Source organism: Marinoscillum sp. HNIBRBA16962 (assembly GCF_057801515.1).
The window spans coordinates 1770533-1784830 of record NZ_CM173603.1 but is presented as its reverse complement, the minus strand read 5'-3'; the positions used below and the strand labels follow the sequence as shown (position 1 = coordinate 1784830).

18 protein-coding genes and 1 tRNA gene are annotated in these 14298 nt (G+C 41.8%); 10 read left to right on the top strand and 9 right to left on the bottom strand.

Annotated elements, in window-relative coordinates:
• Positions 1–14: 14 nt before the first annotated feature.
• Positions 15–173 (bottom strand): nucleotidyl transferase AbiEii/AbiGii toxin family protein, encoded by a 159-nt coding sequence (locus tag AC3E9V_RS07650; protein WP_488752601.1) that lies wholly within the window; start codon positions 171–173, stop codon positions 15–17.
• 111 nt (positions 174–284) lie between these two features.
• Positions 285–1013: a DUF6088 family protein gene (locus AC3E9V_RS07645; RefSeq protein ID WP_488752600.1), complete on the bottom strand. Its 729-nt coding sequence runs from the start codon at positions 1011–1013 to the stop codon at positions 285–287.
• Between the two features lie 275 nt (positions 1014–1288).
• On the opposite strand from AC3E9V_RS07645, the gene AC3E9V_RS07640 reads away from it, so the two are divergent.
• Positions 1289–2122, top strand: a complete 834-nt coding sequence (locus tag AC3E9V_RS07640; RefSeq protein WP_488752599.1) for a hypothetical protein — start codon at positions 1289–1291, stop codon at positions 2120–2122.
• Positions 2123–2407: 285 nt separating this feature from the next.
• Here AC3E9V_RS07640 and AC3E9V_RS07635 read toward each other — a convergent pair whose 3' ends face one another.
• Complete coding sequence (locus AC3E9V_RS07635) at positions 2408–2995, bottom strand: sugar transferase (RefSeq protein ID WP_488752598.1); 588 nt, start codon at positions 2993–2995, stop codon at positions 2408–2410.
• A gap of 128 nt (positions 2996–3123) precedes the next feature.
• On the opposite strand from AC3E9V_RS07635, the gene AC3E9V_RS07630 reads away from it, so the two are divergent.
• Positions 3124–5541 (top strand): penicillin acylase family protein, encoded by a 2418-nt coding sequence (locus tag AC3E9V_RS07630; RefSeq protein WP_488752597.1) that lies wholly within the window; start codon positions 3124–3126, stop codon positions 5539–5541.
• Entirely contained in the window at positions 5538–5909 is a 372-nt protein-coding gene (locus tag AC3E9V_RS07625) for a hypothetical protein (protein ID WP_488752596.1), read from the top strand. The genes AC3E9V_RS07630 and AC3E9V_RS07625 overlap by 4 nt, the downstream gene beginning before the upstream one ends.
• 845 nt (positions 5910–6754) lie before the next feature.
• On the opposite strand, the gene AC3E9V_RS07620 is transcribed toward AC3E9V_RS07625, so the two are convergent.
• Positions 6755–7222, bottom strand: coding sequence for a DUF4920 domain-containing protein (locus AC3E9V_RS07620; RefSeq protein ID WP_488752595.1), 468 nt, complete (start codon positions 7220–7222; stop codon positions 6755–6757).
• Positions 7223–7377: 155 nt separating this feature from the next.
• On the opposite strand from AC3E9V_RS07620, the gene AC3E9V_RS07615 reads away from it, so the two are divergent.
• From AC3E9V_RS07615 to AC3E9V_RS07595, 5 genes are all read left to right on the top strand, one after another.
• Positions 7378–7542, top strand: a complete 165-nt coding sequence (locus AC3E9V_RS07615; protein ID WP_488752594.1) for a hypothetical protein — start codon at positions 7378–7380, stop codon at positions 7540–7542.
• 72 nt (positions 7543–7614) lie between these two features.
• A complete protein-coding gene (locus AC3E9V_RS07610; RefSeq protein WP_488752593.1) occupies positions 7615–7785 on the top strand; it encodes a hypothetical protein in 171 nt (56 codons plus the stop codon).
• 52 nt (positions 7786–7837) lie between these two features.
• Positions 7838–8008, top strand: a complete 171-nt coding sequence (locus AC3E9V_RS07605) for a hypothetical protein (RefSeq protein WP_488752592.1) — start codon at positions 7838–7840, stop codon at positions 8006–8008.
• Between the two features lie 52 nt (positions 8009–8060).
• Positions 8061–8231 (top strand): hypothetical protein, encoded by a 171-nt coding sequence (locus AC3E9V_RS07600; protein WP_488752591.1) that lies wholly within the window; start codon positions 8061–8063, stop codon positions 8229–8231.
• Positions 8232–8355: 124 nt separating this feature from the next.
• Positions 8356–9612, top strand: a complete 1257-nt coding sequence (locus AC3E9V_RS07595) for a tetratricopeptide repeat protein (protein WP_488752590.1) — start codon at positions 8356–8358, stop codon at positions 9610–9612.
• Between the two features lie 26 nt (positions 9613–9638).
• Here AC3E9V_RS07595 and AC3E9V_RS07590 read toward each other — a convergent pair whose 3' ends face one another.
• From AC3E9V_RS07590 to AC3E9V_RS07575, 4 genes are all read right to left on the bottom strand, one after another.
• A complete protein-coding gene (locus tag AC3E9V_RS07590) occupies positions 9639–10067 on the bottom strand; it encodes a hypothetical protein (RefSeq protein WP_488752589.1) in 429 nt (142 codons plus the stop codon).
• 407 nt (positions 10068–10474) lie between these two features.
• Complete coding sequence (locus AC3E9V_RS07585) at positions 10475–10753, bottom strand: GNAT family N-acetyltransferase (RefSeq protein WP_488752588.1); 279 nt, start codon at positions 10751–10753, stop codon at positions 10475–10477.
• A gap of 2 nt (positions 10754–10755) precedes the next feature.
• Positions 10756–11391 (bottom strand): pyridoxamine 5'-phosphate oxidase family protein, encoded by a 636-nt coding sequence (locus tag AC3E9V_RS07580; protein WP_488752587.1) that lies wholly within the window; start codon positions 11389–11391, stop codon positions 10756–10758.
• A gap of 36 nt (positions 11392–11427) precedes the next feature.
• Complete coding sequence (locus AC3E9V_RS07575) at positions 11428–12348, bottom strand: phosphatase domain-containing protein (protein WP_488752586.1); 921 nt, start codon at positions 12346–12348, stop codon at positions 11428–11430.
• A 10-nt stretch (positions 12349–12358) separates the two neighbouring features.
• Between AC3E9V_RS07575 and AC3E9V_RS07570 the strand changes: the two genes are divergently transcribed.
• Positions 12359–13231: a diacylglycerol/lipid kinase family protein gene (locus tag AC3E9V_RS07570; RefSeq protein WP_488752585.1), complete on the top strand. Its 873-nt coding sequence runs from the start codon at positions 12359–12361 to the stop codon at positions 13229–13231.
• On the opposite strand, the gene AC3E9V_RS07565 is transcribed toward AC3E9V_RS07570, so the two are convergent.
• Complete coding sequence (locus tag AC3E9V_RS07565; protein ID WP_488752584.1) at positions 13215–13805, bottom strand: hypothetical protein; 591 nt, start codon at positions 13803–13805, stop codon at positions 13215–13217. The genes AC3E9V_RS07570 and AC3E9V_RS07565 overlap by 17 nt on opposite strands.
• Before the next feature lie 143 nt (positions 13806–13948).
• Here AC3E9V_RS07565 and AC3E9V_RS07560 point away from each other — a divergent pair.
• Positions 13949–14023: transfer RNA gene (locus tag AC3E9V_RS07560), tRNA-Pro, on the top strand.
• Positions 14024–14298 lie beyond the last annotated feature (275 nt).

Below are 14298 nucleotides of genomic sequence, written 5' to 3'. Positions count from 1 at the left end.
TGATCAGTCCTTGCTCACCGGTTGATATCTTTCTTTATTAGTTTTTTCAACTGGTTATCCGAAATCCCATCTTCCTTTAGAATAGCCAGATCAATGTCTTCAGAAAAACGATCAATACAATTGAATGCTTTGGATAATGAGGTGCCTCCTTTGAAGATCAGACCGGGATACATTTTTCAGGACATTTGTTACCCAGTAGTCTTTTTCAATAAAAATATCCCTCAGCTTAAAATGTGCCGATGCTGCTCTTATTGCCTCTTCAAAATCCGGTGACTGGTGAAATGTCATTCGATATTCCACCTTCTTTTATCAGGAAGGACTTGTTCAGTGATCCCAACATTGTATTTAGATAGCCTGTTGAGTGAAGAGAATAAACCACTTACCGGAATACCTGATTTCATTTGCTCAAACATAGCCCCCATCAGTGCCCTTGTAGCTGCATTGTAATTCAGAGCCAGCTTTGTAAGTCTTCTCTGCTCCTGAGCAGTGAGTTGTTTTACTTTCTCCATGATAACGAGCAACACCTGATCAGGAGACGTATCCGGAATGTTTCTGATACCCCTGATGGCATCCAATAGCTGAAGCAACGGAATATCCTGATCCTTTATCGGAGCATTTCTCTTTAGATATTTGATCCGATAGCCCTGTATCTCTTTTGGTGGAAGTGGTTTATTAGTGGCAATTTCCAACGTATTGGAAACCTGAGAAGTGAGTCCAAGCTTGTTGTAAACCGGAAGGCCGGTAAGATAGCCTGTTTTCTTACCGTTTCTGGTAGTCAATGCCTCCACAATCACTGATTCCTTTGGCCTTAGTGCTCCGAACCTGGATATTTCCGGTTTGTAATATTTTCCTTTAGACAGACGCATGATCGTACCTTCCTTGCTTAACCTACTCAAGGTCATAGCCAGGGCAGATTCTCCTATTTTATCTTTCAGAAACCTGACGTATCCGAAAACTGCACCAGGCTCCATGCGATCAATCCGCTTTCTTACTATGGATGCTGCTGTAGACATAGTTGTATTTTAACTCAAAGGTATAACGTAGGTTATAAATAATAAGTTTTTAGTAGAATAAACTTAACACAAATATGTGCTACATAATCAATTAACCGCTTCAGAACTCATTCAGAGGAACAGCCATAAGAGGATTTAAAGTGTTAAATCAAAAATCCATCCTAAAACCCGCGGATAGATTTGGCTTCTCCAAGGTTTACTTCTGTTCTTTACACTAATAAATCCCATCAAACAATATTTGAAAGCTTACAGGGTTTAGTTATTTTGAGGGCTCGATGAAACGATATCTTTCGGTTTGTGTGTTAAGTGTTGCTTTTCTCAGTGTTAAAGCGCAAAATTTCCTCTCATGGAAGCTAAATGACCGTTATTTTTCCGCACAGGCGGGTGTAGGGTTCAGCTCCTATCGCGGTGAGCTCAAGCACAACAACAGCTTTCAAAACGAGATCTCCAATCTCAATCTTGCCCTGGAAGCCCGACTTTTAAGTAAAATAGCTGCCAGAGTGGAGCTAAGCAGGTATACCATCAGGGGCCATGACAAACACGCACCTGACAGCTCCTACGCAAAGCAAAGAAACCTTTCTTTCCGGTCCACGAATTGGGAGCTCTCGGTTATGGGGATTTTTTACATGCGAAAATATCGTGGAGACTATCATAAACGCTGGGCAGTAGACCCCTATTTGTTAGCCGGATTTGGTACCACTTTCATCAGTCCCACAGCAGAGTTAGCGGGACAAACATTTGATCTTTACCAACTTGAGACTGAAGGAACAGATTATAGCCGGTTTACAATGGTTTTTCCTGTAGGTGCAGGGTTAAAATGGAAAATCAATCCCTTCCTGAATCTGATAACGGAATTCACCTACAGATTTACCTTATCTGATCACCTCGATGATGTATCCGGAAATTACCCGGAAAATTATAATGAGCAGGACATTACCACCCAGCTGCTGAGCAACAGAAAGGATGAATTGGGTGAGGTGGTTAACCAGGAAGCTTATGATAACCTGCTGGTGCCCGGAGGACCACGAGGAGAGCCTGATAACAAGGATGCCTACCTCTTCTTAAACCTGAAGCTGGAGATATTCCTTCCCCCCGCGATTTTTCGTTGATGTGGGGGTTGCGGGTTGCGAGGTTAGTCAACACAAAGTTGCAAGTTGTGAGGTTGCCGACCGGTTAACTTAAAATACCATTATTTTACAACAATGTGATCAGATCCCTTGGCGGCTCTGCGTGAAAAAACAAGTCAAACCTGCAACCAATCCCCCCTACAATCCCCCCAGGGGGATAGATGTAGGTGCGTAACTTCGCAACCGTAACAACTCGCAACAGTTCAAACCCACAACCTCGCAACAGTTCAACCCGCAACCCCGCAACCTCGATTAACCCGCAACAGCTCAGTAGATTTTGTGATAATCTGATTCCTTGTGACGAAATACCTGAATAAAAGTCTTCAAAAGGATTTTTACGTCAGTAAAAAAAGAAATGCGATCGACATATAACAGATCATAATTGATCTTTTGCTCCAGAGTCAAAAGATTTCGGCCATTGACCTGCGCTAACCCGGTTATTCCAGGTTTGACTGTATACCTGGAGTGATTAACAGGCGCCAAATCATCCAAATACTCCTTCAATAGTGGCCTGGGCCCCACAAAACTCATCTCTCCCTTCAAAACATTAATTAACTGTGGCAACTCATCAAGTGAGGTCTTCCTTAAAAAATTACCAAAAGCAAAGGGAGTCTTCTCGTTTTTCATAGTAGTAAACTTCATCATACCGAAAAGCCTGGCATTCATCCCGGGTCTTTGATGGACAAACAGAACCGGAAGCCCTTGCATTTTGAGTCCGGCAGCTATGACCAAAAGAAGAGGACTCAATAGCACCAATAACAATCCGGCAAAGAAATAATCAAAAAAAGGCTTGATAATGGAGCGATATGATCTGCGATAAAACATACTATTCAACCAAAAGTATGCAATCTCCACTTTTCTTAATATTTTTCAGGAATGAAATCAATGCGCTTCTGTTTGACCCTTACGATGATACCGCCCAAAGTCTTACGGTCCTGTGAGAAGCATTATCATAAACCGGAATTTCTTACCCTGAAATTAAAATGAAGACCTTTCGCTTCGTGTTTTTCCTATCTGTAACGCTGGCTCTGACCATAGCTTTAAATAAGAAAATAAACAACATACCCCCTCTTGGAAAATTTCTAAGTCCATTTCATGGCTTTTGGCAGAATGCTGAAACGGAAGAAATTAATTATAAAGAAAAATTAAGGCTGAATGGGCTGAATGGCCCGGTTACGGTTTACTATGATGAGATGCGAATCCCCCACATCTATGCTGACAACCTGGAAGATCTTCATTTTGTACAGGGGTATCTGACAGCAAGAGACCGGTTGTGGCAAATGGACTTTTTCTCCCGGGTGGTGATGGGACGGCTTTCAGAAGTATTGGGCAAGCGAGCCCTTGACTATGACAGGCTAAATCGCAGAATTGGCCTGAAGAGCATGACTGAGGCATTTTACAAGAAAAATCAGGAAAACCAGGAGCTAAACACCATGCTGGAAGCATACAGCAAAGGGGTCAATAGCTACATTGATCAAATGTCCTATGGCGATTACCCATTGGAATTCAAGCTGCTGAACTATACGCCTGAAAAATGGACTCCTTTGAAATCCTGCCTGGGATATGCCATGCTTAGCAATACACTCTCCAGAAGCGATGCAGATCTTGAAAACACCAACGCTTATCACTTGTTTGGGAAAGAGCTTTTCAACCTCCTCTACCCGGAGCAGCTGGGCAACCTGGACCCGGTGATCCCCACCCCAAAACGGTGGGATTTTGAGCCTGTCAAAGTGGAAAAGCCCAATGTCTCCTACCCCAATATCCGGATCAAAAAAACCATAGAAAAGCCTAACCCGCTAAACGGCAGCAATAATTTTGCAGTCGCGGGGAGCAAGACCAAAAACGGGAACGTTCTGCTGGCTAACGAGCCGGACCTGAACCTGACCCTCCCCTCCATCTGGTATGCTTATCACCTCAACGGCCCGGAGAAAAACGTAATGGGTGTCACGGTGCCTGGCACTCCCGTGATTTTAATCGGTTTCAATGACAGTATTTCGTGGGGTGTCACCAATTCGCCAAGGGACCAGGTAGACTGGTACTCCGTAAGATTTAAAGACAGCACCCAAAACGAGTATTGGTATAATAACCAATGGTTTAAAACCGAGAAAGTCATTGAAAAATTTAAGATCTACGGAGGCAAAACATTTACGGATACCATTGTACACGTACACCATGGCCCTGTAGTATATGATCAGAATTTCAGAGGTGATTCTGAAAGGGCCAATTTTGCCATGAAATGGGTTGCTCACTATCCCAGCACCACTTTTGCAGCCATGAACCAGATCAACAAAGCAGGCAGCTATGAGGATTTTGTTGAAGCTATGAGGTCATTCTCCGGGCCGCCTCAGAATTTCATCTTTGGTTCCTCAAAAGGAAATATTGCGTTATGGCTCCCTGGCAAATTTCCCGTAAAGTGGGAAGAGCAGGGTAAATTTCTCATGGATGGCTCCAACCCTGCTTTCGAGTACAAGGATTTTATCCCTTTTGAGCACCTGATGCATATTGAAAATCCCGAAAAAGGCTATCTGTCTTCTGCCAATCAGCACCAGGTGGATTCCCTATACCCCTATTATGTCTATGATCATCGTTACGAATATTACAGAAACCGCCGGATCAATGATCGTCTCAAGGTGATAGATAACATAGTTCCCAAAGACATGATGAGGTTACAAAACGATAATTTCAACTACATGGCCTCAGAAAGCCTTCCTTTCATGCTAAACTCACTGGATACGGTCCGCTTTTCAGAAAAGGAACGGGATTTTTATCAAATGCTATCCCAGTGGGATTATTTCAATGAGCCGGATCTCAAAGCGCCTACAGCCTATCAGTTTTGGTGGAACATTCTGTATACCAGGCTTTGGGATGAGTACGATACCATATCAGTGGAGATGGACCTCCCCAACAAATACGTCACCATCCATTTGCTGAAAACAGATTCTACGCTGGCTTTTTCTGACCTGCTGGATACGGATTCAAAAGAAACCACCAGCGACTTACTGAACATTACCTATAAAAACGCAATGGATTCTTTAGAAAGCTGGGCTGCTGCCAATGGGGACTCATATCAGTGGTATGAGTACAAAAACACCCACATCAACCACATCCTCCGTTTGGCGCCTTTCTCAAAAGAGAAGATCAAAGTAGGTGGATACAGCAGCATAGTCAATGCTGCCAGTGGTGGACACGGGCCTTCCTGGCGTATGGTAGTGGAGATGGACCCGGCCGGCACCAAAGCCTGGGGAGTGTATCCCGGCAGCCAAACAGGCAATCCGGGGAGCCCGTTATACGGTCACATGATTGACCGGTGGGCTTCCGGAGATTACTACGAACTGCTGTTTGATTCGGACATCTCTGATTCTGAAAAGGTTATCTTCACGCAAAAAATGGAACCCAAATGAAATTAATAGCCCGACTTATATTAATCACTGCACTCACCTATGTACTCCTCTTTTATCTGCCCTGGTGGAGTCTGGTGCTGATCACATTTGTTATCGGTTTTTTGATCAATGGGTCGGGATTTAGTGTTTTTATTTCCGGGTTTTTGGGGGCCGGGCTCACCTGGATGGTCTACGCCTGGTACCTCGATGTAACCACAAATGCCGTGCTGTCCGAGAAGATCATTAACCTGTTCCCTTTTGACGATAAGCTGCTTTTAATCATTGCCACCGGCCTCATAGGGGCACTGACCGGCGGCCTTGGTGCACTCACCGGAAAATCATTCCGGGACCTTTTTATCAAAAAGAAATCCAAAAGTTATTACAACTGATTCACCCTTCAGTCCTGAGAACAGCTCCCCTTTGCAGGGAAAAAACCCTCCGCCTTACAGTCTTGGGGACCCCTCACCCGCGGGAACTCCTTAGTCAGGGAAAAAAACTCCGCCTTCCAACATACGAAAAACCCCTCCGCCTTTTTTATGCGCCGTAGCCTCAGGCGCAGGTGTATCAGGCACCTCCCCTTCGAAGGGGAGGAGTATGTAATTATAGATCATCTAAAAATTTGACAGTAAACTACCAATCATGACGCAAACGGCTCCCCTCCTGTTTTAGGAGGGGCTGGGGGTGGTAAAATTCCAGTTTATGTGCATCTCCTTCGCTGCACGCGTGTCGCCGAAGCTATAGCGTAGGCACAAGCTTCGGCGCAAGCGAAAGGCCGGGGTGGTTATACCAATGTATTTCATAGTTCTCTACCAAAACTCGACTCTAACCCGCAACACGCAACTTAAAACAAGGATTTCATCAACTTAGTGATGGCATGAATTAGTATCCTTATTTAAGAGTCACGACACTAGTCTATACATACAAGTTTTATACAATATGTGCCATGAGTTTGTGAACCTCGAAATAATACGCAGCTAAGAAACCAACCCCTCACCCTGCGGGAGCTCCCCTTCGAAGGGGAGCAGCATGCACTGCAAAAATTATAGATCTTCTGAAAATGGAGAGAAGCCACCTACCAACTCCTTTTCTAAGGAATAATGGTATTTTCTTTCTTTTGTTAGTGGTGACATGGTTCAGAACCCTTAGCGACTTTGCGGCTCTGCGTGATTGACTGACTAACCCGACACCCAAACCCGCAACCTTCGTAACTTCACAACTCGCAACACGCACCCCCCTAATCTCTCCTGATCAGCACGCCGGAGGCTACGATTGACAGCTCCGTAAGGTCAGCATCAGCACCAAGTTCTTTACCTGCATCTTCAGCGTAGTGCTCAGCGGTTTCCCGGTCCAGCTCACTCAGTGTGGCCACCCCTTCGAGGATAACCTCCTTACCTCCGGCATCTTTCGGCACGAAAAACCCATAATCCTTAAATGTTACCCGAACTGAGCTGCTGTCTGAAGTTTTCAGAGTCATCCAGCAGCCCTTCATCTGGCAGACCTGATCGATGTTAGCAGTCAGTTTTACGGTGACAGAGTCCCCTGCCGGCAGCTGCTGCTTGAAGTGCTGAAGCGCAACAGCCCCGTCTTCAGAAATTACATTACCAAAAGAGTCATAGGCAACTTTAGTGGGATTACCACATGAGAAAAGTACAATTAGCGCTGCAAAAATTACTGATGAATTAATGGATCGAATTGGCTTCATATAAGGGATTTAGAGGGTAAAAGTTGTTTTACAAGTAACTGACTATCAATAAGTAATGTGTTTAATTTATCTAATGTTGTCTTTATTAAATACAACTGAGGATTGGTTATATTTAATGATCAAATAAATGTTTAACAAATCAAAATTTTAAAGCTATGAGCAAATTAACGAAAATTTCAGCATTCCTATTATTCGTTTTATCAATCGGTTTCGGAGCATGTTCTCAGGACGAAACCATGGACGAGATCATTGATAATACGGAGATTAATAGTCCTTCGGATCCAGGTGATGGCAATAAAGATAAGCCAGGTGAAAATTAATCAATTATGTGTCAATTATAATTCCAAATTATTTCATCATTGAAATCACTCTTGTACAGAAAAACTAAAAACATGAAAAACTTAAAAAATATATCCGCTCTCTTTCTATTCATTCTTGTTTTCACCTTTGGAGCTTGTTCCCAAGATGAAACAATGGATGAAATCATTGACAACACTGAAATCAATAACTCATCAGAAGATCCCGGTGATGGGAATAAAGATAAGCCAGGTGGAAATTTTTGATGAGGGCCACTAGTTCTAGCGAAATCATTTTTAAACTATTTAAGAAAAAAACATGAAAAACTTAAAAAATATATCCGTTCTCTTTTTATCTATTCTTGCTTTCACCTTTGGAGCTTGTTCCCAAGATGAAACAATGGATGAAATCATTGACAACACTGAAATCAATAACTCATCAGAAGATCCCGGTGATGGGAATAAAGATAAGCCAGGTGGAAATTTTTGATGAGGGCCACTAGTTCTAGCGAAATCATTTTTAAACTATTTAAGAAAAAAACATGAAAAACTTAAAAAATATATCCGTTCTCTTTTTATCTATTCTTGCTTTCACCTTTGGAGCTTGTTCCCAAGATGAAACAATGGATGAAATCATTGACAACACTGAAATCAATAGCCCAGCAGAAAATACAGGTGATGGGAATAAAGATAAACCTGGAGATGGCAGCTGATTTATAACTGTTCGTTATCGATTATTTTATTGTATTAACCTTAGATATTGTTAATATTAATCTAAAAGTCATGGGGGTTCTCATGGCTTTTTCTTATTTTTAACTATTCATTTAACCAGTAAGAGTGAAAAATTTGAAGGAACTCCTGTTTTGTCTAATACTTTTCGGGGCACTTCTTGGAAGAGGCGAGGATTTAAAAGAATCTTATGACAAAGTAATTCTTGCTTTGGATAATAAGCCTTTGGATTCAACTAAAATTGATGCTTTATCTTTTTTAGCACAGGCTAAAGCTGCTAATGATAAATTCTATTTAGTAAAAGCATACTTTGTTCTTGGCTATGTTTCGGTGGAAATTGAGGATTTTGGAAACGCAATTATTTATTATCTCGAAGGTGCAAGATTTGCCGAATCCGTTAGTCGAGTTGAAACCAAAAGAGAATTGATCTCTATTTATAAAAATCTGGGTTTAATTTTAGGTGACTATAAGCACTTTGATTTGTCTCATAAATTCATTGATAAGGGCTTGGAATTAGCCCAATCAATGAACATAACTTACCAAGAAATCCAGCTTCGGGAGAACAAAGTTAGAGAATTTGTTAATGCAGAGAGCTTTGAAAACGCCTTAAATGAAATTGATTTTCTGTTAAATAATTTCGATTTGAAAGATCAAAATATTATCACTTTAAAAAATAGAGCAGGAATTTGTTATAGAGGACTTGGGAATTTCCAAAAAGCCAAAGAGAGCTATGAAGCTATTCTTAAAACTGCAAGTCCAAGTAACAGATATTTCGGGTATGCTTTGCATAATATAGGTGATTTGTACCTTACAAAAGGTGATTATAACAATGCGGAAAAATACTTCCTCGAAGCAATAGAAGCAAAATCATCGATAGCATATGATAAAGATTTAATCTCCAGCTACGTAAACTTGGCTAAAGTTCATGTAACTGGAGAAGAGTATTCAAAAGCTATTAGTTTACTTAAAAAAGCGGAACAAATTGATCTTGACAAATACTCTAATCCAGACACTTACAATATTTATAAACTTACAAGTGAAGTATATGAGAAAATGGGTGCCCCAAAAAAGGCGCTGGAGTATAAAAATATTTACACAACAAAGCTAGAAAAGTTTATTACACAACAAGAGAAGATTGAAGAACTAAACAAAAAATACAACATTCAGCTACTTACGGAACGCTACTTTGATCTCCTGGCTGCCAATGAAGAAAAGAGACAAGCAGAACGTCTTGCTCAGTTTGGCGTGGGGGGTACTACGGCATTTTTCCTGATCGTGCTAGCCTTTATTTACTTCAGGCAGCATCATGTGCGGTCCAGTATACAAAGGGAGATCAAAGAGATCGAATCTATATCAAAGGTTTAGGGCAGGGTCTGACTTTATCTAATCTATCAAAGATCCAGGCTAAGCTTTTCTCTAAGCACTTCCAGGATTTTCTCCTGCTTCTCATAGAGACTTTCTATCTTCTCCTTTTGCTTCATATTCTCAGTCAGCAGTGTGTGGATCAGCTCAGAAAGCTCTTCCACAGTTGGATTTTCTCCAAGCTCCTCATTGAGCGACTCAATCAAAGAGATGATACGCTTCTCAATGCTTTCATAGGCCTTATCCAGCTCAGGTAAGGTGTCTGTTTCTTTCCAGACATCTCCTTCTCCTTTTAATAGCCAGTTGGCATTGACTGCTTCGTATGCTATGAGAATTTTTTGCAGGACATCAAAGCTGGGTTTGCTTCTGCGTCCTTTGATGATGTTGTAGATGACGGTTCCTTTTACTCCGATGTGATCAGCAAATGAGTTGGGGTTCATTTGCAGCTTTGTGATCAAATCCGATATTCTGTCGTTAATAACCATCAATAAATAAAAAATATCCTTAAAGATAACCACATCTGGGAAAAAAGAAGGGTTACTTGTTGTAACCCTCCCTCATTAAGAACCAGCTATGGAAAATAGATACTCACTATCTACTTTGCTAAAGTACTATCAATTGATAGTAAATTCAAAATTATATACAACTTTTTTTATGCTTTTGATATCAATTGATAAAAAAAAGGCCACACATAAATGTGAGGCCTCTATTTTCCACCGCCGATCTTAATGATCTGTGTACAATTTACATTTTATATTGTATTTAACAAAGCTTTTTTTGAAAAAAAATTGAAATTTTCTTAAAACGGTTAACCAATGAGATTTTTTCCCATCTGGCAGCACTAAATAATTACTTTCTTCAACACTTACAAAACACTTCTTAAATCCGGATCTTTATCAAATACCGATCGGGCAAAGGGGCATAATGGAATGATGCTAATTCCTTTTTCAATTGCAAACTCTACTGCCCGCTGAACCAGCTTTTGACCTACACCCTGCCCTCTCAGCTTATCTGATACCTCCGTGTGATCAATTATAATCCGATCCTTTCCAGCCCAGGTATAAGTCATCTCTGCAAGTTTGGCATTTGCCTCCTCCACATAAAAACTACCCTTACTTTGATTATCCGATTGCTTGATTTCCATATTTAAATGTTACTCTTTACAACCATCCGTGTCAGGTAATCCGGAACAGGGATTTCTTCTTCCATCAGCTCATTGGCCAGAGGGACACCGTAACTTACTGAAGCCGGAACCTCCCCGGTCCAAACATTGCTACTGGTTTTTCCGCTCCCTCCTTTTCTCATCTTCAGAGAAGCATTATCTGTATTTAGCACCAGCACTTCCGTAGCTTTAAGTTCATCCTCGGTAATACCCGGGAGTTCTTTTATTCTCCCCGGCACATACTTTTCCGTAAAAGCCTCCATCCAGGCTTTTTTCTCTTCCCAGTCAGCTATTTGTATTGCCTCTGAAAACATCACTACTGACCGGTAATTCACCGAATGATCAAAAGCCGTATCTGCTAAAACCAACCCATCAAAAAGCATAGAGCTAAAACACAGCTCTTTTGCATTTCTAAGATCACCTAAAAAGTGACTTTTTACCGACCCATGGATCATCACCTGGGAACCCTTACGTACAAACCCGATAGGGATCTGGTAAGGACGTCCGTCTTTAACATAAGCTACCGTGCAAAAAAGGGATTCATCAAGCACCTGATTGATCTGATCCATGTCAATGGTTGCCCGGCTTGAATATCTGGAAGGTTTAAGATGTTTACTCATAGTATTTGATTCAAAAATAAAAGTACTAAGAAGACCTCAGGAGTTTGAAAACAACTCCATCTTTATATTTTGAGAAGCCACCTCATCAACAATCTTCCGAACCTTCGTGCGCTTTGAGGAGCGAACATCCCTGATATAGATCGCTTTTATTTTTTTCGGATATTGACTGGCGATTTCCCGGTATAAGTATGGGTCTTTCTGTCCGCTATCCCCTACCAACGTAAAGGATGCCTTAGGAAAGGCGTGAATAAGCTTTTCTATTTTATCCTTTTTATGAGCATGAGAACCTCTCCCGCTTTTAAAAAGGTCTAAAAGTCCGGATTTTATATCCTGAAGAAGTAAAGTGCCAGCCGGAAGGTCATTGAACTTTATGAAATCCACTAAAAAATCGTAGAGGTTCCATTCACTGCTGCTGACATAAAAAAAAGAGGTGTTGTAGTCTTTGCTCAGCTTATCATAAAAAGACCTGATCCCCTGGAAAGCTTTTCGGGACTCGTGGTTTTTGGTGAGCAGTAAATAAAGTTTCTTCCATAACTTAGTGGAATGTGAGATCAGGATAGTATCATCAATATCTGAAACGATCACCTGTTCCGGATTCAGAACCGTCAGATTTGACTCACAGGAGATCTTTGAATTCTCCTTGAGAAATACCTCGTAAGAAAACGCTGATAATTGTTTACGATTTATCTCAAATAAAAAATAACCTTTCTTATCAGAGGTGGTTTCCGCTATAATCTCGCCACCTGCTTTCAGACAAACCTTAGCCCTTTTCATTGGCGAGACATTATACCTGCGGTACATTTCCAGCGCATTTTTAAACGGACTTGACGTCAGTTTTTCGCGTTGCCTGGAAACGCTACGCAACACATGGCCGTGAATAATGGTTATTTTTTCACTGGCGAATCCCTGGTATAGTTTTAAAATGGGTGTTTCCTCACTCATAAAAATGAATTTCATAAATAGAAAGATGAATAAGTACCTTTTTGTTATAAACCCTGTCTCCGGAGGCCTGGATAAAGAAGATCTTATGGGTGAGATCAGAGATTTCTGCTCTGCGCAATCCTGTGGTTTTGAGATTTTCTTTACCACGGGTGAAAATGATCAGGAAAAAATCAGGACCAGGATCAGGGATCAAAACCCGGATGTCATGGTAGTAGGTGGTGGAGACGGCACCATCAATATGACCATTCCGCTTATCCTGGAATTTAATCTCGAGCTAGGTCTCATTCCTGCGGGCTCGGCAAATGGACTGGCCACTGAAATGGGGATCACTTCTGAGAATGCATTCCAAACCCTAAGCAGAAACGTTACCAGACCTATGGATATCGTGCTGCTGGACGAAGAAAAATACATGACCCACCTCGCGGATTTTGGTCTGAACGCCATGATGGTAAGACGCTATGAAGAGGAAAAGCGAAGAGGGTTGCTGGGGTATGCGATCAGTGCCCTCAAGGAAATCGGAATGCTGGAAGAACCTTTTAAAGTGACCGTGGAGACCAATGGGATGAAAAAGGAATTTCTAACCAAGTTTCTCGTTATAGCAAACGCTACAAAATACGGTACAGGTTTTACAGTAAATCCGGCAGGTGATATAGGTGACCAAAAAGTTGAACTCTGTATTTTAAAAGAGATTTCTCCATCGCTCATCTTTGATCACCTGATAGATGATGAAGCCACTGATGGTTCCAATAATTTTTTTGATATCCTGTCCGGTAATTCATTTTCCATAAAGCTGAATAAGACTGTAGATTTTCAATCAGATGGTGAATTCATTGCTAAAAAGGACCAGCTAAAGGTTCGTGTCCTGGACCAGCAGGTCAGGGTCATTGCGCCACGGTGATGTCCCAGGTTATATCCAGGTCGGCAGCTCCATCTTCAGCAGTAGATACTTCCGACTTTATGCCGTCCTCCTGATGCTGGAGCAAAACCCTGAAGGTGCCGGAACCCGCAGAAGCAGTAGCCCAGGAAGTTATAAGACCGATAGGTTGGCCGTTAGTATCTGAGTCCCCATAGACTACAGCATCAGCTGTTCTCTCATCAATATTGCCATCACCCATGGGGGTAATGAACAAGCCCTCGGTAAAGCCGAAGAAAAACATATGGTCGGTGCCTTCCGTGTCAATTTCATCTCCTATATTCTGGCTTTCATTCTCCAGCTGAATAAAGAGGTCATAAGTGGTGTTTGGTTCCAGCACAATCTCCCCTTCAGGGACAAGTTCACCGGAACTTTCTCCTTCGGAAGCTGCTGCAACGAATAATAGCGGAGGTCCACCATCAAATGGTGAAAAAAGGAGTGTTACTTCTGTTATTTGCTCCGTATCAGCTTTTATATCTTCATCCTCATCCTTTGAGCACGATGTAAGTATCAAAAAGAGTAACAATCCAGGAAACAGCAAATAAAAACGAGTATTCATAGTACTTATTGAAACGAAATATAGACTATAGATTGTTTAACAATTTGAAGAACAAATAATTTTAATTTTTTTCGGGATAGGTCTTTAATTTGTCCTGAAAAATTCTAGATTTGCAGCCGCATTTGAGCTGATCAAATGTCCGGCGGGGTGTAGCACAGTCCGGTTAGTGTACCTGGTTTGGGACCAGGGGGCCGCAGGTTCGAATCCTGCCACCCCGACAAGAAAGCAAAAACCCGAAGGTCGAAACCTTCGGGTTTTTCATTTTTAAGATGGAGCCAAGCTTGCTTGAGTGAACATTTAAAAATGAAAAACAGGGCTTTGAAAAAGCCGTGGTTTTTGCTTTCGGAATTTTCCGGGAACCAGGATCACCGAAGGTAATCCTGCCAACTACTCTGCCTCCACCATTCGCCATCACCAAAAGAGAACACCCAAAATCGAATTTCTTTAATCGAACCTGCGGGGGCCGCAGGACTGGCCGTCCGCGTTCGAATCC

Bases quoted from the DNA above. Each gene is read 5' to 3' on its own strand.
- AC3E9V_RS07650 (WP_488752601.1), bottom strand. From the start codon at position 173: ATGTATCCCGGTCTGATCTTCAAAGGAGGCACCTCATTATCCAAAGCA.
- AC3E9V_RS07645 (WP_488752600.1), bottom strand. From the start codon at position 1,013: ATGTCTACAGCAGCATCCATAGTAAGAAAGCGGATTGATCGCATGGAG.
- AC3E9V_RS07640 (WP_488752599.1), top strand. From the start codon at position 1,289: ATGAAACGATATCTTTCGGTTTGTGTGTTAAGTGTTGCTTTTCTCAGT.
- AC3E9V_RS07630 (WP_488752597.1), top strand. From the start codon at position 3,124: ATGAAGACCTTTCGCTTCGTGTTTTTCCTATCTGTAACGCTGGCTCTG.
- AC3E9V_RS07625 (WP_488752596.1), top strand. From the start codon at position 5,538: ATGAAATTAATAGCCCGACTTATATTAATCACTGCACTCACCTATGTA.
- AC3E9V_RS07620 (WP_488752595.1), bottom strand. From the start codon at position 7,222: ATGAAGCCAATTCGATCCATTAATTCATCAGTAATTTTTGCAGCGCTA.
- AC3E9V_RS07615 (WP_488752594.1), top strand. From the start codon at position 7,378: ATGAGCAAATTAACGAAAATTTCAGCATTCCTATTATTCGTTTTATCA.
- AC3E9V_RS07610 (WP_488752593.1), top strand. From the start codon at position 7,615: ATGAAAAACTTAAAAAATATATCCGCTCTCTTTCTATTCATTCTTGTT.
- AC3E9V_RS07605 (WP_488752592.1), top strand. From the start codon at position 7,838: ATGAAAAACTTAAAAAATATATCCGTTCTCTTTTTATCTATTCTTGCT.
- AC3E9V_RS07600 (WP_488752591.1), top strand. From the start codon at position 8,061: ATGAAAAACTTAAAAAATATATCCGTTCTCTTTTTATCTATTCTTGCT.
- AC3E9V_RS07585 (WP_488752588.1), bottom strand. From the start codon at position 10,753: ATGGAAATCAAGCAATCGGATAATCAAAGTAAGGGTAGTTTTTATGTG.
- AC3E9V_RS07580 (WP_488752587.1), bottom strand. From the start codon at position 11,391: ATGAGTAAACATCTTAAACCTTCCAGATATTCAAGCCGGGCAACCATT.
- AC3E9V_RS07575 (WP_488752586.1), bottom strand. From the start codon at position 12,348: ATGAAATTCATTTTTATGAGTGAGGAAACACCCATTTTAAAACTATAC.
- AC3E9V_RS07570 (WP_488752585.1), top strand. From the start codon at position 12,359: ATGAATAAGTACCTTTTTGTTATAAACCCTGTCTCCGGAGGCCTGGAT.
- AC3E9V_RS07565 (WP_488752584.1), bottom strand. From the start codon at position 13,805: ATGAATACTCGTTTTTATTTGCTGTTTCCTGGATTGTTACTCTTTTTG.